This window comes from Thalassospira profundimaris, from assembly GCF_003326675.1.
In the GTDB taxonomy this organism is placed as follows: domain Bacteria; phylum Pseudomonadota; class Alphaproteobacteria; order Rhodospirillales; family Thalassospiraceae; genus Thalassospira; species Thalassospira aquimaris.
In genome coordinates, this window is sequence record NZ_JPWF01000005.1 from 190,218 (window position 1) to 211,637 (window position 21,420).

Sequence of the window (21,420 nt, forward strand, 5' to 3'; positions counted from 1 at the left end):
AATATATGGAAAAGGCAAACAGGCCAGAAGCGGACTGTATCAGGTGCGATTATTCGCGGTGATAGGGATGATTGGTCTGAATGGCATGTGCGCGGAACAATTGTTCGGCGATCAATGCCCGCACCAGCATATGCGGCCAGGTGGCCTTGCCCAATGACCAAAGTGTGTTGGCGCGCGCCTTGAGTGCCGCGCCATGCCCGTCCGCCCCGCCAATGGCAAAGGCGATATTCCCGGCATATTGATCCATCCAGCCTTCAAGCTTTTGCGAAAACTCGATCGAGCCATATTCCTTTCCGCGTTCATCAAGAGCGATCAGAAAGGCATTGTCGGGAATGACGCCAAGCAGCAATTCTGCTTCGCGGTCTTTAAGCTGATTGGGCGGGAGTTTTTTCTTTTCTTCGACTTCGCGCACGACAAAGGGCCAGCGCAGTCGGGCAGCGTAATGGTCAAACAGATCTTTTTCGGGGCCGACTTTCATCCGTCCCACGGCCGCAAGGGTGATTTGCATGTCTCGGATCCAGACCGTTACGCAGATAGAAGGCCGTATTGCGCCCGGCCATTGCCGAGCGCGGCCAAGCGGCGCGAACTGTTAGTACAGTCGCGCTGCCTGCTGTTTCAGTGCCGGGTTTTCAACGCCCCACATCTCTTCGATGTTGTAGAAGGCGCGAACTTCCGAACGGAACAGATGAACGATGACATCGCCGGTATCAACCAGAACCCAGTCACCCTGTTCCTTGCCTTCTGCCATGGCACGGCCCTGACCTGCATCCTTGATTGCCTCGACAATGTGTTCTGCCATGGCAGCCACACGACGCGAGGATGAACCCGTTGCAATGACCATATGGTCGGCAAGGGAGGTTTTATCGGTCAGATCAATGGTAACAAGGTCTTCGGCCTTGTCGTCTTCGAGCGTACTCTTGATAAGCGCAAGCATCTCGCCGGGCTTCAGAGTTTGTTTTGCGGTACCTATGGTCGCCACCTTAAATTTCCACGCGATGGCCCGGTATGAACCGATGGCCGCAATCGCCGTGTTGCTTACACCTGCCATCTGCCTTCGGCGCGAATTGCGGTCGAAGATGCCGGATGGCGCTTGATTGGCAGGTATACCCAGGCCGGAACATCGAGATCGGCCAGCAAACCCGCCCTGTCCATGGGAATACGCCAGCGTTCCATACGGCGCGCAGCGGTCCCGGACAATGCCTTGTTAGAATACCCCTCACGGTCGATAACCGCAATGGGAGCACGTAAAATCAACCTGTCCCACCATTTCCATTTATGAAACTGGGCCAGGTTGTCTGCTCCCATCAGCCAAACGAACCTTGTTTGGGTAAAACGACGTTGCAAGGCTGCAAGAGTGTCGGCCGTATAACGGGTTCCGAGCTTGGTTTCAATTGCAGAAACAACAATGCGGGGATGCTTTGCCATCATCAGTGCAGAATCAAAGCGATCTGCAAGATCGGCCATTCCGGTTGTCGACTTCAACGGATTCTGCGGCGACACCAGCCACCAAACCGCATCCAACTGCAGGCGTTTCAAGGCTTCCAGCGAAATATGCAGGTGCCCTTCATGGGCGGGATTAAACGACCCGCCCAGTAGTCCGACGCGTTTTGGTGCGACATGTGATCGCGGCGCGTTTGCGGTCATGGACGGGTCTGACCCTGGCCGCGAACGATGTATTTATAGCTGGTAAGCTGTTCGACTCCGACCGGACCACGCGCATGAAGCTTGCCGGTCGAAATGCCGATCTCCGCGCCCATGCCAAATTCACCACCATCGGCAAACTGGGTGGATGCGTTGACAATCACAATCCCGGAATCGACCCCGTTCAGGAAGGTCGTGGTCGCGGTGGCATTTTCGGCAATGATCGCATCGGTATGGTGCGAGCCGAATGTGTTGATGTGATTGACTGCTTCTGCAACGCCCGACACGACTTTGATCGAGACAATCGCATCAAGATATTCGGTGACCCAGTCATCAGCCGTTGCCGGTTTGATACGGCCATCAATGGCCTGTGCGGTTTCGTCACCGCGCAATTCGCATCCTTTGGCAACCAGTGCCTCGGCAATGCGCGGCAACAGGCGACCGGCGACCGAACTGTCAATCAGGACGGTTTCGGTTGCGCCACAAATGCCAACACGGCGCATCTTGGCATTGACCACGATGTCCACGGCCTTCTGCGGATCGGCGCTGGCATGGACATAGGTGTGGCAAAGGCCTTCAAGATGTTTGAACAGCGGAATGCGGCTTTCATCGGTGATGCGTGAAATCAGCGACTTGCCTCCGCGCGGGACGATGACATCGATATAGTCGGAAAGTTTCAACATCTCGCCAACGGCGGCGCGATCAGTGATCGGGATCATCTGGATGGCATGTTCGGGCAGGCCTACCTCGATGATGCCAGCCGCCATGCAATCAAAGATCGCACGCGATGAATGGAAGCTTTCCGAACCACCACGCAGGATCGCGGCATTACCCGATTTGATGCACATGGCACCGGCATCGGCCGTTACGTTCGGGCGGCTTTCATAAATGATGCCAATCACGCCAAGCGGTACAGACACACGGGCAATATCAAGTCCGTTATGTTCCGGGCTCCAGCGGGCAAGTTCACGACCAACCGGATCGGGCAGTTCGGCAACGGCTTCAACACCGGCAGCAATGCCTTCGATCCGGGCTTCATCAAGGGCAAGGCGATCCAGAAGGGCATTTGTCAGCCCCTTTGCACGGCCTGCTTCCATATCCTTGGCATTGGCTTCAAGAATGATGGCTGCATTTTCACGCAGCTTGGCTGCGGCGGCAAGAAGGGCTGCTTTCTTTGGCTCGGCCGGGACCTGTGCAAGTTCGAGTGCAGCTTTGCGGGCATTGATGCCCATTTCGCGCATAAGTGCAGCGATGTTCTGACTTTCGATACTGGCAAGCGCCGTCATGGTCCTGGTTCCGTTCCTAGAAAGCGGTTTGATCGCACCTGCGTCAAACCCGTCGTTTTGAGATTTTATCAACAAATTGGCAAAATAGACATCAAACCCTCAGTTCGCAATGTTCTTAAGCATATAAAGGATCAGGTGTGCTTGCCAAACCGGGCTTTCCGGTCCATCTGTTGGATACAGAATGAAAAGATATACCGGCACATCCCGCAATGCTGTTCGGTACCTGTTTGGGGATAAGAAATTGAAAAATATGGGTTCCGATCAGCCGACTGCGCGTGCAGAGTTCGGCGTTATCAAGACATTCCTGCCCTATTTATGGCCGCGCGGCGAGTTTGAGCTTAAAACACGCGTTGTCGTCGCATTGCTTTTTCTTGTCGGTGCCAAGGTCGCAAACGTTTACATCCCGGTATTGTATAAATATGCGGTTGATGCGCTTGGCGGCGGCGAGAAGGCCGGGGCCGCAGCCCAGTCAACGGGCGGTGACACCACATCGCTGATTGTCGTGCCGGTGGCATTGATCATTGGATATGGCCTTGTCCGTATTCTGGTATCGGCCTTTGGCGAGATGCGCGATGCGGTTTTTGCCAAGGTTGCACAACGGGCCATTCGGACCTCGGCGCTTGGTGTTTTTCAACATCTGCACGGATTGTCGTTACGATTCCATTTGGATCGTCAGATGGGCGGGCTTTCCCGCGCGATTGAACGTGGCGTCAAGGGCATCGAATTCTTGCTGTCTTTCATGCTGTTCAACATCCTGCCGACCTTGCTTGAAATCGTTATGGTCTCGGTCATCCTGTGGGTGCTGTATGATGTCTGGTTTGCGCTGATCACCTTTGTCACCATCGTGATTTACATCGTTTTCACGCTGGTGGTGACCGAATGGCGCATGAAGTTCCGCCGCGAAATGAACAAGCGCGACGACGAAGCCAATACCAAGGCTATCGACAGCCTGATCAACTATGAGACGGTCAAGTATTTCAACAACGAACCCCACGAAGCCAAGCGTTATGACGCCGCCCTTCGCGGGTACGAAGTTGCCGCCGTTCAGTCACAAGTCTCGCTTTCCAAGCTCAATGTCGGGCAGGGTGCGATCATTGCGGTGGGGCTTGTCCTGAATATGTTGCTTGCCGCACAGGGCGTCAAAGACGGCAACATGACCGTGGGCGACTTCGTTCTGGTGAATACCTATTTGCTGCAACTTTACATGCCGCTGAACTTCCTTGGCTTTGTCTATCGCCAGATCAAGCAATCGCTGACCGATATGGAACGTATGTTCTCGTTGCTTGATGTCGACAAGGAAGTTGAAGACAAGGCAGATGCCAATGCCCTTGCCTGCAAGGACGCGGCGATCCGGTTCGAGGATGTGCATTTCTCCTATAATCCGGATCGCAATATCCTGAAGGGTGTCAGTTTTGAGGTTCCGGCGGGCAAAACCGTTGCCGTTGTCGGACCAAGCGGGGCGGGTAAATCGACCCTGACACGCCTGATGTTCCGGTTCTATGACGTATCGGGCGGGCGGATCACGATTGACGGGCAGGATATCCGCGATGTGACGCAAAACTCATTGCGTCAGGAAATAGGCATCGTGCCGCAGGATACGGTCCTGTTTAACGATACCATTGCCTATAATATTTCCTATGGCCGTCCCGGTGCCGAACATGACGAGATCGAAAAAGCCGCCAAACTTGCCAGTATCGACGGGTTTGTACGTGCGTTGCCCGACGGCTTTAAAACCATGGTCGGCGAACGCGGTCTGAAATTGTCGGGCGGGGAAAAACAGCGTGTTTCGATTGCGCGCATGTTGTTGAAACGCCCCAAGATCATGATCTTTGACGAGGCAACGTCGGCCCTTGATACCCGAACGGAAAAGGACATCCAGCAGGCCCTGCGCGATGTGTCACGTGGGCATACGACCCTTGTGATTGCGCACCGGTTGTCGACGGTCATTGATGCCGATGAAATCATCGTCTTGCGTGATGGACAGGTTGCCGAACGCGGCCGCCATCAGGAATTGCTGGCACAGGAAGGCCTGTATTCCGAAATGTGGGCGCAACAACAGGAAATCCGCGAGGCCGAGGAAATTCTGGCCCATGCAGGCGAAAAGCCGAACTAGGGTAAATTGGCCGGATTTCGCATCTGAACGTTTTTTCACTGGAACAGTGTGACGTTATCCCCAAATATCAGGATAACGTCACATTTGCTTTTGGGGGAAAGTCCAGTGCCGAAAATGACAAGAAGCGAACTGCATGCGCTTCAGGATCAACAACTTGGACATGCGCATGTCCATCATCACAGCCATCATGACCACCATCATCATCATGAACCGGTCGATGAAGGCCGATATGCCGGTGATACACGCGAAGAAGTCGACCGGATGCGCCGCAATATTCTGGTCGGTCTTGGCATGTTGCCACTTGCGGGAATGGTCCTTAATCCGACCAAACAGGCCTGGGCATTGTCAAACGAGGTCAATATTCGCGAAGATGGTCGGTATCGATATATCTCGTCGAATGCGATCCCTGATCATGCCACGGGCAGTTTCCCGAACCGCAGCAATCCGAATTCGATCAAGGCGCAGTCCCTTGAATTTCGTTTGCCGTTGAACCCGGTTCGAACCGGGCGGTTTGCACCGATTGATCACTTGTCATTCGGGGTGGCCGTAAACGGGGTGCCGTTTGATCCCTATACTGCCGAATTCTGGCAACGCGATCGTCAGTCCGGTTGGCGTTACGAGGCGATTTCTCCGACCCTTGATCTGGGGCTTGATCAAAATAACGCCCATGTGCAGCCCGATGGTACCTATCATTATCACGGCGTGCCCAAGGGCCTGATTACAAGCTGGTCACCCAGCCAGCATTCCATTCGCATCGGTTTTGCCGCCGACGGTTTCCCGATCTATGCAATGTTTGGTTATACCAACCCGAACGATCCGGGATCACCGGTGACGGCATTGCGCAGTTCATGGCGGGTCAAAAATGGCACGCGGTCCGGTGGCCCCGGTGGCAAATATGATGGAACATATGGCGAGGATTTCGAATTTGTGCCCGGTCTTGGCGATCTGGACGAGGCCAATGGCCGCGAAACCGTCACCCCCGAATATCCACAAGGAACCTATGCCTATTTCGTGACGGAAAGCTTCCCGTTCATTCCCCGTCTGCTGGCGGGGGCCGGCGATCAAAGCTTTGCCAAAATGCCTGGCGGGATGATGCCTGGTGGCAATGGTGGTCCTGGCGGCGGCGGTCCCGGTGGTGGTGGACCAGATGGTCGACGTGGGCCGCCACCCGGTGGTGGTTTCCCGGGTCAGCGTCCACCGTTCGGGCAGCCGCCCCGGTGATGGCGTGAATTCAGGTTAAGGATAAAAGCGGCGCTTTGGCTATGGCGCTCCTTTTTTCTTTTAGTTCAGCGGCCCAAAGACACTTGTCGCATCAAGCAACCACAAGGCGGTACTGATGGTGATAAATGACAGGGAGGTCGCCATCATAAGCGATGCGGCACAAAGGCCTTCGTGGCCATAGCGCTGCCCGAAAATCGGATAGATGCTCAGCATCGGGGAACAGGCGAAGGCAACGCAGGCAATGCGCAAAGTCGGGTCAATTTCCGGTAGGAAATAAATCAGGACAAAGACGGCAATCGGATGCAGCAAAAGCTTGGCACTGACGATGCGTGCCATATCGGTACGCAAACCTTTAAGTTTTAAGCCGACTAACCCGCCACCGATGACAAACAGGGCAACCGGCCCGGACGCCGATGCCAGCATGTCGATCACTTTGAAAATCGGACCGGGCAGGGTGACACCGGAAAGCGAAATCACCAATCCGATGAGAATGCCAAGAATGATCGGGTTTCGTCCCAGATTGATAAATGCCTTGCCGAGAACCTGCATCCGGCTTTGGCCATTATTCTGGGCGCTGTCCCCAAGGACGAGAACAAGGGGCATCATCACAAGGTTTTCAATGAGAACGCACAGGGCAAGTGCAATTTCGGCGGTCGGGCCCAGAACCTGTGACACAACCGGATAACCGACAAAGCCACTGTTGCACATCGACATGCCAAGACCTTGCAGGGTGGCGTTTGCCTGTCCCTTACCGGCGACTTTCAATGCGTATAGATAACCAAACCCGAACAGTAAAAGTGACCCGCTGCCATAGGCCAGAAGATAAACCGGTTCGATGACCTCGGCCAGATCACGTTGGGCCAGCGCCCTGATCAACAGGCAAGGTAGCGCAAAGTTCATCACAAAGGCGCTCATGCCACGGGTGATGCTTTGCGGGACAATGTTGCGTTGAACGGCAAAATATCCGATTGCGATAATCATGAAGATCGGTGACGTGATCGCCAGAATATCAAGCATAGGGTTTACGGGCTTTCTGGTTGGTACGCGTTTGGATGCGCGTAGATGGCAGGTGCAGAAGCAATTGGAATGCCTGCAACAATCAGATATCTACGCAAAGGTCTGTCGGGTCAAGAAACGGAATGGTTTTGTCAATGAACCAAACAGTAATGGATTGGTCGCATGGTTTGAGTGCTGCGGATTTTCGTGGTCTTGACCGGCTGGGAAAGGCATCCGCACGCGGCTTGGCTGCTGCTGGCATCGTTCGGAAGTACCGTATTCTCGACCTTCTGGCGGATTTTGATCCGGTGATCGCCGGGACATTGCCGATCGCGATTGATACTGCAACGTCGGACATCGACATTCTGTGTCACGTAACTGATCTGGAAACTTTCAGGGAGTTTTGCCAAGGTCAGTTTGGCACATTTGACCAGTTTTCCTGTCATGAACGATCAGCGACGGCCAATGTCGGGGCGGCTGTGGTGGTGAATTTTGTCTGTGATGATTTACCAATCGAGATATTTGCAACCAACCATCCAAGCACCGCGCAATACGGGTTCATTCATATGCTGGTCGAAGCCCGTATTCTGGCCCTTATGGGGGGCGGGTTTGCAGATGAAGTCCGTGCGCTTAAAGAAAGCGGCATTAAAACGGAACCGGCTTTTGCCCGGTTGCTGGAAATATCGGGAGACCCCTATATCGCACTGGCAGAGATGATCGACCTGTCGCCTGATCAGTTGGCGGCAAAGTTACATGTCACGCGTGATTGAGTGATGTTACGCGGTTTCTGCCGGGACCGGCAGGGCGCGATAAACCACATTCTCGATCCCCTCGGACTTGGCCTGTTCCATTGCTGCGGCGGCAAATTCAAGGATTTCGTTTGATTTGAAATGCTGTTTGGCTTCGGGTTCGGCCCAGGTTGCCCCGACGCTGACCGTAATGCGGACCGGATCGCCGTTCATGTCGGTAAAGCGGCATTGTTCGCGCACGGTATCGCACAGTTTGAAGCCCAGAAAACTTGTCTGTTCCTGACGAACATTGGGCATCAAACAGGCAAAGCCGCATTCATCAACCCGCCCGACAACATCACGGTCGCGAAGCGACGACTTGGTTGCCGATGCAATGGCCTGGACAATCCGCTTAAGGGTATCATTGCCATAGGTGCTGGCAAGGCGTTCATGGTCATCAATTTCAAACCGATAGATCGCAATCGTACTATGCTTCAGGCGGGCATTGATCAATTCGCGATGTAGGAATTCTCGCATCCCGACATCGTTCCACGTCCGGGTTTCCGGATCGATCAGCATGTCATGCTTGGCCGGATCAAGATCATCCAGAACCTGTTGCGGGGTTCGAGACCCGTAACGAAGCGCAATTGCTGTTTCTGCCCAGTGCCCAAGGTCTTCAAGGATTTGAAGATCCTCTTGGCTGAACTGCCGGGTTTGGGTGTCGACCACGCACAAGGCACCGATCTTGTAGCCGTCCGGATTGCTTAGCGGCACGCCTGCATAGGCCCGCACATTCGGGATGCCGGTGACAAGCGGATTGTCATGGAAACGTTCATCCTGCTGGGCGTCTTCAACGACAAAGGCCGTGTCGCCGAGGATCACGTGGCCACAAAAAGAGATATCGCGCGGCGTTTCCGAGCTTGGCTGATTGATATTGGACTTGAAGAATTGTCGATCATTATCAAGCAGCGAAATCGCAACGATTTCCGAGCCAAAAATACGCTGGGCAACACGGGTGATACGATCAAGTTCGGGATCGGCAACGCTGGTCAGAATGCCCATGCTTTCAAGCGACTTCTGTCGGGCTGTTTCGTTTTCCGGCAGCTCGGCTTTTTTCATGCGACCATATCCCCGGTTGATCAGGTTCCTTGCGGCGGGAATATTAGTTGTTTCTGGCGGTCGATCAAGTTGGCTTTTGTTCTAGGCTTTCAGGCAAACCTGATCTCCAACCGAAAGTTGGCCGCTTTCAATCACGCGACAGGTAATGCCGCCGCGCCAGTCGGGTGTCATCGCATCTTTCAGGCCCGGTGCCGCTTCGTCCATGCGGGTGCAGGGATCGGTTTCGCCGGTCACTTCAAATGTAACCGTGCCGATGGTGATCTTGCTGCCTTTTTCGCGGGGCAGATCAATGCCACGCACCAAAAGGTTGGCCCGTCTGGTGGTCCATGAAAGGTCGGGCCTTGCAATATCATTGATCGCCGCCTGCCAGCCTTCTTCGGCCAGAATGGTGACCTGACGGCGGCGCAATTTGCCCCGAAAGTCACCATCCACGCCAAGCTCGGTGGTGACGGTGACCTGTTCCAGCGTTTCCATCGGGGCGCGGGATTTTGATTTGCGGGCAATCCCGATCAGTTCGGCATTCTGTGCCATGGCGGCCCTCTATGACAGATGAACGGGGACCTGAAAGGTCCCCTGTGATTTGTGAATTCCGGTCAGGTTTTCCACTGACCGGAAATAACCCAGCGTCCGGCAAAGTTTTCGGGCACCAGAATGGTCTGGCGCGGCGATCCGCTTTGATCAAGTTCCGGATAATCGGTGGTGTAATGAAGCCCGCGGCTTTCGCGACGCCACAAGGCCGATTGAATGATCAGTTTGGCCACCACCGACAGGTTACGCAGTTCCAGAAGATCATTGGTAACGCGGAAATTGCCGTAATATTCGTCGATCTCGGACAATAGCAAATCAACGCGGTGCTGGGCACGCTGCACGCGTTTTGTCGTGCGGACAATGCCGACAAAGTCCCACATCACGTTGCGAAGCTGTTCCCAGTTATGGGCAACAAGGACTTCTTCATCGGAATCAGTGATGCCGGTTTCATCCCAATCGGGGATCGGTTTGAAATGATCCTCGACCGGCAGGGCATCGATAATGTCATTGGCCGCGGCTTCGCCAAACACCAGACATTCCAGAAGCGAGTTGGATGCAAGACGGTTCGCACCATGAAGGCCCGTGCCTGCACATTCGCCGATGGCATAAAGCCCGGTCAGATCGGTACGTCCGCGCAGATCGGTCAGAACCCCGCCACAGGTATAGTGAGCGGCCGGAACAACCGGGATCGGCTGCTTGGTCATATCGATGCCATAACCAAGGCAGGTCTCGTAAACGGTCGGGAAATGTTCCTTGATGAAATCCGCACCCTTGTGGGTGATATCAAGGTAAACACAATCTGCACCAAGACGTTTCATTTCATGGTCAATGGCGCGTGCAACAATGTCACGCGGGGCCAGCTCACCCCGTTCGTCAAACCGGTTCATGAAACGTGTGCCATCAGGCAGCAACAGTTTGCCGCCTTCACCTCGAACCGCTTCGGTGATCAGGAATGATTTGGCCTGCGGATGATACAGACAGGTCGGGTGGAACTGGCTGAACTCCATGTTCATCACCCGGCAGCCTGCACGCCATGCCATGGCGATACCATCGCCGGTCGATCCATCCGGGTTGGATGTGAAACGGTAAACTTTGCTGGCACCGCCGGTCGCAAGAATGACCGTACGGGCGTTAAAGGATTTTACCTTGCCGGTTTCCAGATCAAGCGCATAGGCACCGATACAACGGCGGCCTTCGCCCCCGAATTTGCGATCAGTGACAAGATCAATCGCAAGATAGTTTTCAAAAATCTTGATGTTCGGATGATTGACCGCCTGGCTTTGCAAGGTGGTCTGAACCGCCCGCCCTGTCGCGTCGGCTGCGTGGACGATACGGCGGTGGCTGTGGCCACCTTCACGCGTCAGGTGAAATGGCTGGCTGTTGTCGCCGTCCGGATCGCGGGTCAGCTGAATACCAAGTTCATCCAGCCATGCAATGGCGCGCGGCGCATTGGTGGCAACAAATTCAACGGTTTCGCGTTTGCAAAGATCAGCACCGGCAATCAGCGTATCACGGACGTGATTTTCGATGCTGTCGGTCGCGTCAAGCACGGCGGCAATGCCACCCTGTGCCCAGTTGGTGGAGCCGTCATCGATCTTTCCCTTGGAAAGAACGGCGACTTTTACATGCGGGGCAAGTTTGAGGGCAGTGGACAGACCCGCCGCACCACTTCCGATGACAAGCACATCATAATGGAAAGAATTTTCGGACATTTTATCCCATCACTTTCGGGCGGTGCCAGATGGCGGAACTGGCGCGGTGGCGTCATCATCCGGCTCCGAACAGATGGCGCAGAATAGGACTGCTTTTCGCCAATCTCAAACATATTTGTCTGAAATAGTGTGACGAATAAGGATATCGGTAAAACTACGGAAGGGGATGGTTGCATTATTTCCCGACCGTGACAGATAAAAAAGAACCATTCATCACCGATCAGGGGAGGTCGCGGTGAACGCACAATCAGATACGAAAACCGACTATTGCGGTGGCTGCCATTGCGGCGCTGTGCGCTATGAAATCAATGGTCCGGTTAATGACACGGTGATGTGTCATTGCAATCTGTGTCGCAAATTGCACGGACATGTCAGTTCCTATGCCCGGTTTAACCGGCATGATCTGGTTCTGATCCGCGATGACGGATTGCGCTGGTATCGGCTGTCTGAAAAAACCGATCGTGGTTTTTGCAAGGAATGCGGCACCGGCTTGTTCTGGCGTCCGGTGCGCGCCGATCATATGGCTGTTACGCCCGGCACCCTTGATGATAGCGCTAACATCAAGACAGGCGGCCAGATTTTCTGTGCGGACAAGGGTGACTATTACCCGATTGATCCGGCGATCAGGGACCTTGATCAATCCTGATCGGTAACGCCGGGCACCTTCAACCAGGTCAGTTCGTGCTTGTTGTTATAAAGATGCACGACCTTTGATCCGGGGATGTCGGCAAACTGGGTAATTGCGGAATAATCCGTATCGCCCTGCAATTTGATGGTGCAGATAAAATTGGTCGCCATGCCTGCATCCATCCACTGATTGACCAGTGTGAACAGGCGATCCGGATAGCAAATGACATCCGAGCAAAGCCATTCGATATAGCCGACTTCTTCCGGGTTCAGGCCAAATGCGCTTTCCTGACGGAAATCAACGCGCGGAAGGTTGGCGATCTTGGGATCAAGTCGGGCCTTGTCGATGGAAATCACATCGGTGCCAAATTCATGCAGAACCCAGGTCCAGCCGCCGGGGCTTCCGCCCAGATCCATGGTCCGGTCACCGGCCTGCGGATAGGCGCCAAGCCGGGTGAAGGCTTCCCAAAGTTTCAGATAGGCGCGGTTTGGCGGGGTGATCTTGTCTTCTTCAAACTCGACTTCACCATTTTTCCACTGGCTTGAACAATCCGCCGATGCAATGATCGTATCAGGATCAATCAGTGTCCATGAACCAAGTGGCGCGGTCGGGGCCGGTTCGCCAAATACCTGACGCTTGGCCGAAACATGGGGAAGATTTGCCTCGATCAGCTTGGCACGGGAAAAATGATCAAACTTGAACATTGCCCAGTTGCGCTGATTGAATTTCAGGATTTTGGCGGCACCCTTGATCGACGGAATGGCAATTCTGACCGGATTGCGCCAGACATTCTGAGCCCAGAAGACACGCCGTTCCGGACCGGGTGCGAACATCAACCGGTCATGGCGTTCAATCACATCGCCAAGTTCATTGAACAACTGTTCCTCAAACCCGACAGGGGCAAGGTAGCCGGTGGCATCCATGGGTTCAATGACGGCATCAATGCCGTCCGGGGTGTCGAATGTCTGTGTGTTTGTCATCATGGGCCTGCTTTTACGCCCATTTCAGGCAATAAAAAAGCGGGAAAGCTGCATAACAGCTTTCCCGCAGTGATGTGCCAGGTCAAAAGGTGGCAAATCAGAATTTGTCGGCCTGAACCAGACCTTCGATCAGGATGACCTTGGTCGGGTCGCCCTTGATGCCGAAATCGTTGTCATTGATCATGGCAAGCGCGCCATTGCCCATGATGGCAAGACCTTCAAGCTTGTTCGGTGCTTCCGGGTAATCGGCACTGTCAAAGCGCAGGGTCTTGTTCACAGCAACCAGATCAATCTTGGAAAGATCGTTTTCCTGTTCCAGCGACGGGCTGGTGGACATGTCATCCCAGCGGGTCGCAAGAATGTTGGTTGCACCATCAAGCTTGATTTCATGCAGCTTGGTGGTCTTGTCGGTGCGTTCCAGAACCAGAAGGCGGTCATTGCCAAGGGCAAGAACCTCGGAGATGCGCGGGGCATTCTGTTTCTTGGACGGATCGTTGCGGAAGGTCTGCGGATCATCAAGCTGATAGATATATTCGCCGGTCAGCTTCTCTGCCACGCGGTCATAAACGAACAGGCGGGTGTTCTTGGCGGCCTTGTAGGCATCGGCATTCGGGTTTGCAAGCGGGTTCTGAACCATGAAATACAGCTTGGTTTCGTCTGGCGAAACGGCCATGGATTCAATGCCACGGTTGGTCTGACGGGTGACCAGAATGGCCGGAAGACCGCCCGATACCTTATAGGCCGCACCTTCGAAATCCTTTTCCGAACCGGCCGGGACAATACGTTCGTTTACAGTGCCATCAGCTGCAACATGCAAAACGGACGGGCCGTTTTCTTCACCGATCCAGTATGAACCGTCTGCCAGACGAATGATGCCTTCGGCATCGATCGAAGACACCGACTGTTCAAGCGGATTGCCGTTTGCATCAACCGGCTTTTCGGTTTTGGCAACGGTCAGTTTGTTGGTCAGGCCGGTCAGCGGAACACCGTTCTGATCCTTGATGGTGATGACGTCCTTGATGTCAAAGCTACCATCGTCATTAAGGAAGATGGTGTAGATTGACGGCGAGTAATCCGGGGTCGGATAGATACGGACTTTTTTGCCTTTGCAAACGACGTCTTCGGCAACACCAAGAACGTCCTGAACGTCACCACAAACAAAGTTCGGACCGCGGTCGGAAACGGCATAGAACATGTTGGCAGGATCACCCGGGCGACGATATGCACCAGAACCTAGACCAACGGTCAGGTCACGGGCCTTGCCGCCATCAACCATCACGGTTGAAAGATTGTTGATCGCGCTTTTGGTTTCAAAAACCTTGGCCTCGCCTGCCATCGCCGAGCTGGCAAGAAGCAATGCGGCAAAGCCGGCAATACCAGCTGCAAACGTCCGTTTCATGGAATGGATCCCCCACAGAAAAATCTGAAAAATGTACAAAAAGGCACAGCTCAAGCCCGGAAATGTTCGAGCGAACTGTGTTCCTGTTCACATTAGATGTTCTCTGTGACAGTTTGTTTGCGCTTGCGGGTCGTTTTGATGAAACCGATCAGGCGGTTAACGTTTTTTCTATTTCCAGAAATCTTCGCGGCGCACCGTGAAGGTTTCCGACACGCTGGCATATTCCTGATAGCCCAGCCGGGCGAGCGGTTCAAACAGGGTGATATCGACCATGCCATCGCGAATGATGTCATCATCAATATGCAAACCAACCACATTGCCGATTACCATCGCGCAGGGACGTTTATCGGGAAAGGCACTGGGTAAATCGACAATCTGATAGACCATGCATTCCATATGGATCGGCACACCCTTGATCAGATGCGGTTTGACACATTTCGCCGGAAGCTTTTCAAGCCCGGCATATTCAAATTCATCTTCACCCGGTGGAAGCGGGGAGGAGCAGAAATTAAGCTCCTTAAGCATCGCACGCGGGGCAACGCCAACAACAAACTCGCCGGTATCCCGGGCGTTTTGCAGGCTGTCAATCGAACCACCAGACGAGAACATCACCATCGGCGGGGTGCCAAGAACCGCATTGAAAAACGAATAAGGTGCGAGATTGGGACGCCCGTCCTTATCAAGGGTCGAAACCCAGCCAATCGGACGCGGTGCCACACAGGCCTTGAACGGATCATGGGGCAGGTTATGCGGCGTTTTTCCGGGTTCGTAAAACATGGCTGCGTCCGTTTTGCAGGTGGTCTTTAAATTCTGGCCAGATCAATTACTGGCCTGGGGCATATTCATGCTCACGCACATGATCTGGGCGATTTGCCAGATGCAGGCGGGTTTGGGTCATTGGCGTTTCGGCAATGATTTTGCCGCGACGGATAACGAATAGACGATTGGCCCGCATGCGGATGGCCTCGATGGTATCGCGAGCTTGCAGCACGACGAAATCGGCATTGTTGCCGACCTCGATGCCATAACCTTCAAGTCCCAAAATCTTGGCCGGTTCCTTGGTCACGGCATCAAAACACGCCCGGATATCATCACGCGATGTCATCTGGGCAACATGGAGGCCCATTGATGCGACTTCAAGCATGTCACCCGACCCCATCGAATACCAGGGGTCCATGACGCAATCATGGCCGAATGCAACGGTCAGGCCCGCTTTGCGCAGTTCCGGCACGCGGGTCATGCCACGGCGTTTCGGATAGGTATCATGGCGGCCCTGAAGGGTGATGTTGATCAGCGGATTGGCAATGGCGGAAACTTCGGCCTCGGCCATCAGCGCAATCAACTTGGACACATAGTAATTATCCATCGAATGCATCGATGTCAGATGCGATCCGGCAACGCGCCCCTGAAGCCCAAGACGCTGGGTTTCGTACGCTAGCATTTCGATATGACGTGACAAGGGATCATCAGATTCATCGCAATGCATATCAACCATCAGGCCACGATCAGCCGCCATTTCGCACAGTTCCGCAATACTTTGCGCGCCGTCGGCCATGGTCCGTTCGAAATGCGGAATGCCGCCGACAACCTCAACGCCCTTATCAAGGGCGCGGATGGTGTTTTCCTTCGCGGTTTTGCTGCGCAGATAGCCATCCTGCGGGAAAGCAACCAGTTGCAGGTCGATATAGGGCGCGACCTGCTTTTTGACTTCAAGCAACGCATCAACGGCCAGCAACCGGTCATCGCAAACGTCAACGTGGCTGCGGATGGCAAGCAGCCCCTTGGATACTGCAAGGTCGCAATATTTAAGGGCGCGTTCAATCACGGCTTCGGGTGTCAAAAGCGGTTTAAGTTCGCCCCACAGTGCGATGCCTTCCAGAAGGGTGCCCGACTCATTCATGCGCGGCAGGCCAAGCGACAGGGTGGCATCCATATGGAAGTGACTGTCGACAAAAGGCGGGCTGACCAGCATGCCGCCGCAATCGATTTCCTCGGTCGCGGGGATGTTCAGGTTGTGGCCGATTTCGACAATCTTTCCATTGCTACAAGCGATATCAACACCGGCCTGTCCGTTGGCGATGTTGGCATTTTTCAAAATCAGATCGGCTTGCATGGCGTCATCCTTGGTCTTGGGGGGCGGTCTTAAACGGATTGTTGTGATTAACGCTGGCCTTTGAACCAGGGCACCAGAAGTGCCTTGGGATAATCGGCCTTACGGGCAACAACAATCAGGGCAATGATCGACAGGATATAAGGCATCATCAGGAAGACCTGCGATGGCAGGAATGCGCCCACTTCGGTTTGCAGGCGAACCTGAAACGCATCAAAGGCCCCGAACAGCAGGGCACCGATCAATGCCTTGCCCGGACGCCAGCTTGCAAACACGGTCAGCGCAATGCAAACCCATCCACGGCCATTGATCATGCCAAAGAAGAACGCATCAAAGGCCGACATGGTCAGGAACGCGCCGCCCAATGCCATCAGGGATGAACCGACAACAACCGCACCGATACGCAGACCATAAACCGAAAGCCCCTGCGCCTCGACCGAGGACGGGTTGTCGCCAACCGCACGGATCGCAAGGCCAAGTGGTGTGCGATACAGAACCCAGCCGGTAACAAACACCAGAACAAGGGCCAGCATCGTCATCGCGGTTTGTGAAAACAGCGCCTGACCAATGAATGGCAAATCTGACAGGAACGGAATATCAAGCGGACGGAACGGCTCGATGCGCGGCGGTGATGACACATCGGGCAGGGCCGTGCGATAGGTGAAATAGGAAAGGCTGGTCGCAAGAAGCGTCACACCAATACCTGATACGTGCTGACTAAGGCCGAGCGGTACGGTCAGGATCGCATGGATCAGGCCAAAGAACGCACCGGCCAAGGCGGCAACAAGCACACCGCCCCAAAGACCGGCACCCAGCCAAACAGCCATCCATCCGGCCATGGCCCCCGCGGTAAAGATCCCCTCGATACCAAGGTTAAGAACCCCGGCGCGTTCGCAAACAAGCGCACCCAGCACCCCGAAGATCAGCGGGGTTGCGATCCGAATGGCGGCTTCCCAGAAGCTGGCGGCAAGAAGAATGTCGATGATTTCCATGTCTGTTCTCCTTAACCGGCTGTATTGCGATCAAAATGAACCGTAAACCGGGTCAAGAAGCCGCCAATCAAAACACAAAGCAACGCCATTGCGACAATCAGATCAGCCAGATAGCTGGAAACGCCAATCGCGCGGCTCATGGAATCTGCACCGACAAACACCGATGCCACAAACAGGGCCGATGCAATCACACCGACCGGCGACAAACGCGCCAGCATGGCAACAACAATTCCGGCATAGCCATAACCCGGTGACAGGTCGGTTGCGAGATAACCGCGTGTTCCGGCCACTTCTGCAACCCCGGCCAATCCGGCCAAACCGCCCGAAAGGGCGGCAACAAGGATCATGGTTTTGGTGACCGAGATACCGGCGAATTTCGCCGCAGCGGCATTTTCACCGACAGCACGAATTTCAAAGCCCCAAACGGTGCGTTTTACAAAAACCGCCAGGGCAATGGCCGACACCAGCGCGATGACCAGGCCAAAATGCACACGCATCCGTTCAATCAGCGGCGGGAAAACCGCACTATCGATAATCGGTTCTGATTGCGGCCACCCCATCGACATCGGGTCTTTAAGGGCACCTTCAAGCATCATTTGCACAAACAACAGCACGATGAAGTTCAAAAGAAGCGTGGTGACGACTTCATCAACACCCAGACGGGTTTTCATCAATGTCGGCCCGATCAGCATCAGGGCACCGGCAATTGCACCGGCAATCATCACGACCGGGATCATGATCCAGCTTGGACCGTCAATCACACCGGCACCAACTGCAACGGCGGCCATGGCCCCCATGTAAAGCTGCCCCTCGGCACCGATATTCCAAAGTTTTGCACGGAATGCGATAGCAGCCGCCAGCCCAGTCAGGATCAGGGGCGTTGCGCGTGTCAGCATTTCCGAAATCGAAAAGACCGACCCGAATGCACCGCTGATCATAAGGCCATATGCCTTGATGATCGGGGCGTCAGCCAACGCAAGGGGAATGGCGGCAAGCAAAATGGCAATGGCGGCGGCAATGACCGGAACGCCATATGTCAGAACAGGACCCGGATTGGGGCGGGGTTCAAAGCGGATCATGCCGTTTCTCCCGAATGTGCGTTGGTCGAGGCATGATGGGTTTTCTTCTGGCCGGCCATCATCAATCCAAGCTCGGATCGATCAATGGTATCGGTCGTCATGGCCGGTGTGATGTGACCGGCATGGATGACGGCGATCTGATCGGAAATGGTCAGAAGTTCATCAAGGTCTTCGGAAATCAGGATCACGGCTGCGCCGTTTTGCCGGGCTTCAAGCAAACGGCGGTGGACCTCGGACTGTGCGCCGACATCAAGACCGCGGGACGGTTGATTGGCAAGGATCAGTTTCGGTGATTTTTCCAAAACGCGTGCCAGAATAAGTTTCTGGATATTGCCGCCCGACAACAGGCGCGCCGGGGCATCCGGGCCGGGGCAACGCACATCATAATCGGTGATGGCGTGTTCGGCGCGTTTGCGGATCGCATCAAAATCAAGGAAACCGAATTTCTGATAACCGGCATTGCGGACATCTTCGATGGCGATATTTTCCGCCACCGTCATCGATCCGACCATGCCATCATGATGACGGTCTTCGGGGATGCGGGCGATGCCGTTTTGCGCAAATTGATGGGCGTCGAATTTTACGACCTTTTCGCCAAAAAACTCGACCGAACCCTGATCGGGTTTATCAAGGCCTGCGATCAGTTGCGCAAGGGCGGCCTGACCATTGCCCGATACACCGGCAATGCCGAGAATTTCGCCTTCATGCGCAGTGATGGAAACACCATGCAGGGATCGTCTTGAATCGCCACGATCAATCGTGACATCGGAAAGGGTAATGACCGGTTTGCCCGGTTCGCGTGCGACCCGGCGACTGACCGGAACTTCGCGCCCAACCATCAATTCGGCGATGGAACGATGATCGGCGTCACTTGTCAGCATTTCACCGACCTTCTTGCCGCCACGCAAAACCGCAATCCGGTGCGATACGGCCAGAACTTCGGCCAGTTTATGGGCAATGATAATCACGGCCAGACCGTTCTGGGCCAGTTTGCGAAGAACGGCAAACAGGCTGTCGGCTTCTTGCGGGGTCAGAACCGCGGTCGGTTCATCCAGAACCAGAAGCCGGGCATCGCGATAAAGGGCCTTAAGGATTTCAACGCGCTGCTTTTCACCAACGGTCAGTTTGTGAACCGGTTGATCAAGATCGACATTCAAACCCGATCCGGCCATCAATTCTGCCAGTTTGGCGCGGGCCTTGGTGCGGTCGCGGCGCAGGCGGAAAATCGGCTCGGTACCCAGAACGATGTTATCAAGCCCGGTAAGGTTTTCGGCCAAGGTGAAATGCTGATGAACCATGCCGATCCCGGCATCAAGGGCAGCCTGCGGGGCGCCCGGTTCAAGCTGTTCAAGGTTGCCGTCGCGCGTGGCAACCGTGACGGTGCCTTCATCCGCGACATAGTGACCGAACAGAATGTTCATCAATGTTGTCTTGCCCGCACCGTTTTCGCCAAGCAGGGCAACAATTTCGCCCTTGTGGACCATAAGGTCGATGGCGTCATTGGCGATCAGCGGGCCAAATCGTTTGGTGATGCCTGCAAGCGCAAGCAGCAGGTCTTGGGACGTTTCTTGTGATGTTTGCGCAGCAGATGACATCCGGGTAATCCGTTTTGTTTTTTTGCGTCACGCTGTGGGGCGAAATACCGATGGTGCGGGACCCGGGGACAAAGCGCAAGTTCAACGAACCAGTCACATCATCGGGTTGGTAACCACGGCATAATGGGTGTGCAGTGACGACCCCAAATTACGATGACCCTGCAAAACAGGGCCAAACAGAAAAGGGCAGTCCGGCTTCTACACCGAACTGCCCCCGGAAATTAAGCAAATCTTACATCGAAGATTTCGGTTCTTCGTCATTCACAGTGACGGAGAACTTGCCACCAAGGATTTCAGCCTGTTTGGCTTCAACCTTGGCAACGGTGCCTTCCGGAAGGAGGCTTGCGTCAAGAACAACGCTGCCGCCGCCAAATTCCATGTAGCTGAACTTGCCGTAATCTTCTGCCTTGAAGTTACCAGCTTTGATCGCTTCGATGGCATGGTCGACGGTTGCTTCCATGTGCCACAGAGCCGAACCAAGGATCGTGCCCGGATAATCAGCCGCAGTGTCGATCACGTTGCCAACTGCAAGAATGCCGCGTTCTTTGGCCGCATCGGAAACGCCAAAACGTTCTGCGTACATGATGTCCGCGCCCTTATCGATCATCGCAAAGGATGCTTCTTTTGCCTTGGGCGGGTCGTACCAGCTGTTGATGAAGGTCACCATGAATTCGACATCCGGATTGACCGACTTGGCACCTTCCATGAAGGCATGCATCAGACGGTTCACTTCCGGAATGGCAAAGCCGCCAACCATGCCGATTTTGTTCGACTTGGTTGCCGCACCGGCTGCCATGCCGACAAGGTAGCTTGGCTCGTGGATGAAGTTGTCAAACACCGAGAAATTGTCGCCATCCGGGGCAAAGCTTGAACCCATCAGGAAGGCGGTTTCGGGATACTGCGCTGCAACCTTGCGGGCTGCGCGTTCAACGCCGAACACTTCGCCAACGATCAGGTTCGAACCGTTTTCCGCATATTCGCGCATGACGCGCTCATAGTCGGTATTGGCGACGTTTTCAGAAAACTCGTAGGAAATATCGCCACGTTCCTTGGCTGCGGTCAGCGCCTTGTGAATGCGCGAAACCCACTGCTGCTCGACCGGAACGGTGTAGATCGCTGAAACTTTAAGCGGATCTGCCTGTGCCGGTGTGCCAAAGCCAAAGGAAACCACTGCTGCTGCGGCTGCCATGGCCGAAAGCAGTGCGCGGCGGGAAAGGCGGAAAGTACCAGACTTCATTATGTCCCCCTGCAGGTTATTGCCGTTATGCGAAGTTCAACTTTTATGCATATATC

20 protein-coding genes are annotated in these 21,420 nt (G+C 54.5%); 4 read left to right on the forward strand and 16 right to left on the reverse strand.

Annotated elements, in window-relative coordinates; all coding sequences use genetic code 11:
* Window positions 1-49: 49 nt before the first annotated feature.
* The 4 genes from rlmH to TH19_RS09200 form a co-directional block, all read right to left on the reverse strand.
* Entirely contained in the window at window positions 50-508 is a 459-nt protein-coding gene (gene rlmH, locus TH19_RS09185; RefSeq protein ID WP_114102038.1) for a 23S rRNA (pseudouridine(1915)-N(3))-methyltransferase RlmH, read from the reverse strand.
* A gap of 81 nt (window positions 509-589) precedes the next feature.
* On the reverse strand, window positions 590-1,048 hold the full coding sequence (gene rsfS, locus TH19_RS09190; RefSeq protein ID WP_258547885.1) for a ribosome silencing factor: 459 nt from the start codon (window positions 1,046-1,048) through the stop codon (window positions 590-592).
* The gene (locus TH19_RS09195) at window positions 1,036-1,644 is read right to left on the reverse strand and encodes a nicotinate-nucleotide adenylyltransferase (protein ID WP_114102039.1); all 609 of its coding nucleotides are present in this window, start codon (window positions 1,642-1,644) and stop codon (window positions 1,036-1,038) included. Before TH19_RS09195 ends, rsfS begins: the two co-directional genes overlap by 13 nt.
* A complete protein-coding gene (locus TH19_RS09200) occupies window positions 1,641-2,927 on the reverse strand; it encodes a glutamate-5-semialdehyde dehydrogenase (RefSeq protein ID WP_114102040.1) in 1,287 nt (428 codons plus the stop codon). Before TH19_RS09200 ends, TH19_RS09195 begins: the two co-directional genes overlap by 4 nt.
* 250 nt (window positions 2,928-3,177) lie before the next feature.
* Between TH19_RS09200 and TH19_RS09205 the strand changes: the two genes are divergently transcribed.
* Together TH19_RS09205 and TH19_RS09210 are read left to right on the forward strand one after the other, a co-directional pair.
* Entirely contained in the window at window positions 3,178-5,040 is a 1,863-nt protein-coding gene (locus TH19_RS09205) for an ABCB family ABC transporter ATP-binding protein/permease (RefSeq protein ID WP_114102186.1), read from the forward strand.
* 114 nt (window positions 5,041-5,154) lie between these two features.
* Complete coding sequence (locus TH19_RS09210) at window positions 5,155-6,261, forward strand: YHYH protein (RefSeq protein ID WP_220151717.1); 1,107 nt, start codon at window positions 5,155-5,157, stop codon at window positions 6,259-6,261.
* Between the two features lie 60 nt (window positions 6,262-6,321).
* Here TH19_RS09210 and TH19_RS09215 read toward each other — a convergent pair whose 3' ends face one another.
* Window positions 6,322-7,278 (reverse strand): AEC family transporter, encoded by a 957-nt coding sequence (locus tag TH19_RS09215; protein ID WP_114102041.1) that lies wholly within the window; start codon window positions 7,276-7,278, stop codon window positions 6,322-6,324.
* A gap of 134 nt (window positions 7,279-7,412) precedes the next feature.
* Between TH19_RS09215 and TH19_RS09220 the strand changes: the two genes are divergently transcribed.
* Window positions 7,413-8,027 (forward strand): DUF4269 domain-containing protein, encoded by a 615-nt coding sequence (locus TH19_RS09220; RefSeq protein WP_181846370.1) that lies wholly within the window; start codon window positions 7,413-7,415, stop codon window positions 8,025-8,027.
* A 6-nt stretch (window positions 8,028-8,033) separates the two neighbouring features.
* On the opposite strand, the gene TH19_RS09225 is transcribed toward TH19_RS09220, so the two are convergent.
* The 3 genes from TH19_RS09225 to nadB all read right to left on the reverse strand — a co-directional run bounded on the left by TH19_RS09225 (window position 8,034) and on the right by nadB (window position 11,344).
* Window positions 8,034-9,104 carry a GAF domain-containing protein gene (locus tag TH19_RS09225; protein ID WP_114102043.1) on the reverse strand — a complete coding sequence of 357 codons (1,071 nt, stop codon included), beginning with the start codon at window positions 9,102-9,104 and terminating at the stop codon, window positions 8,034-8,036.
* Between the two features lie 81 nt (window positions 9,105-9,185).
* Complete coding sequence (locus tag TH19_RS09230) at window positions 9,186-9,635, reverse strand: MOSC domain-containing protein (RefSeq protein WP_114102044.1); 450 nt, start codon at window positions 9,633-9,635, stop codon at window positions 9,186-9,188.
* A gap of 62 nt (window positions 9,636-9,697) precedes the next feature.
* A complete protein-coding gene (gene nadB, locus TH19_RS09235) occupies window positions 9,698-11,344 on the reverse strand; it encodes an L-aspartate oxidase (RefSeq protein ID WP_114102045.1) in 1,647 nt (548 codons plus the stop codon).
* Between the two features lie 235 nt (window positions 11,345-11,579).
* On the opposite strand from nadB, the gene TH19_RS09240 reads away from it, so the two are divergent.
* Window positions 11,580-11,990: a GFA family protein gene (locus TH19_RS09240; RefSeq protein WP_258547886.1), complete on the forward strand. Its 411-nt coding sequence runs from the start codon at window positions 11,580-11,582 to the stop codon at window positions 11,988-11,990.
* Here the strand turns inward: TH19_RS09240 and TH19_RS09245 are convergent.
* From TH19_RS09245 to TH19_RS09280, 8 genes are all read right to left on the reverse strand, one after another.
* Entirely contained in the window at window positions 11,981-12,952 is a 972-nt protein-coding gene (locus TH19_RS09245) for an SAM-dependent methyltransferase (RefSeq protein WP_181846371.1), read from the reverse strand. The two genes, TH19_RS09240 and TH19_RS09245, sit on opposite strands and share 10 nt — an antisense overlap.
* A 97-nt stretch (window positions 12,953-13,049) precedes the next feature.
* Window positions 13,050-14,351: an esterase-like activity of phytase family protein gene (locus TH19_RS09250; RefSeq protein ID WP_114102046.1), complete on the reverse strand. Its 1,302-nt coding sequence runs from the start codon at window positions 14,349-14,351 to the stop codon at window positions 13,050-13,052.
* A gap of 168 nt (window positions 14,352-14,519) precedes the next feature.
* Window positions 14,520-15,128: a flavin reductase family protein gene (locus TH19_RS09255; RefSeq protein WP_114102047.1), complete on the reverse strand. Its 609-nt coding sequence runs from the start codon at window positions 15,126-15,128 to the stop codon at window positions 14,520-14,522.
* A 46-nt stretch (window positions 15,129-15,174) separates the two neighbouring features.
* Window positions 15,175-16,464, reverse strand: a complete 1,290-nt coding sequence (locus TH19_RS09260) for an amidohydrolase family protein (protein ID WP_114102048.1) — start codon at window positions 16,462-16,464, stop codon at window positions 15,175-15,177.
* A 47-nt stretch (window positions 16,465-16,511) separates the two neighbouring features.
* On the reverse strand, window positions 16,512-17,453 hold the full coding sequence (locus TH19_RS09265) for an ABC transporter permease (protein ID WP_114102049.1): 942 nt from the start codon (window positions 17,451-17,453) through the stop codon (window positions 16,512-16,514).
* An 11-nt stretch (window positions 17,454-17,464) separates the two neighbouring features.
* Entirely contained in the window at window positions 17,465-18,532 is a 1,068-nt protein-coding gene (locus TH19_RS09270; RefSeq protein ID WP_114102050.1) for an ABC transporter permease, read from the reverse strand.
* Window positions 18,529-20,127, reverse strand: a complete 1,599-nt coding sequence (locus TH19_RS09275; protein WP_114102051.1) for an ABC transporter ATP-binding protein — start codon at window positions 20,125-20,127, stop codon at window positions 18,529-18,531. The genes TH19_RS09270 and TH19_RS09275 overlap by 4 nt, the downstream gene beginning before the upstream one ends.
* Before the next feature lie 232 nt (window positions 20,128-20,359).
* Entirely contained in the window at window positions 20,360-21,364 is a 1,005-nt protein-coding gene (locus tag TH19_RS09280; RefSeq protein ID WP_114102052.1) for a BMP family protein, read from the reverse strand.
* Between the last annotated feature and the right edge of the window lie 56 nt (window positions 21,365-21,420).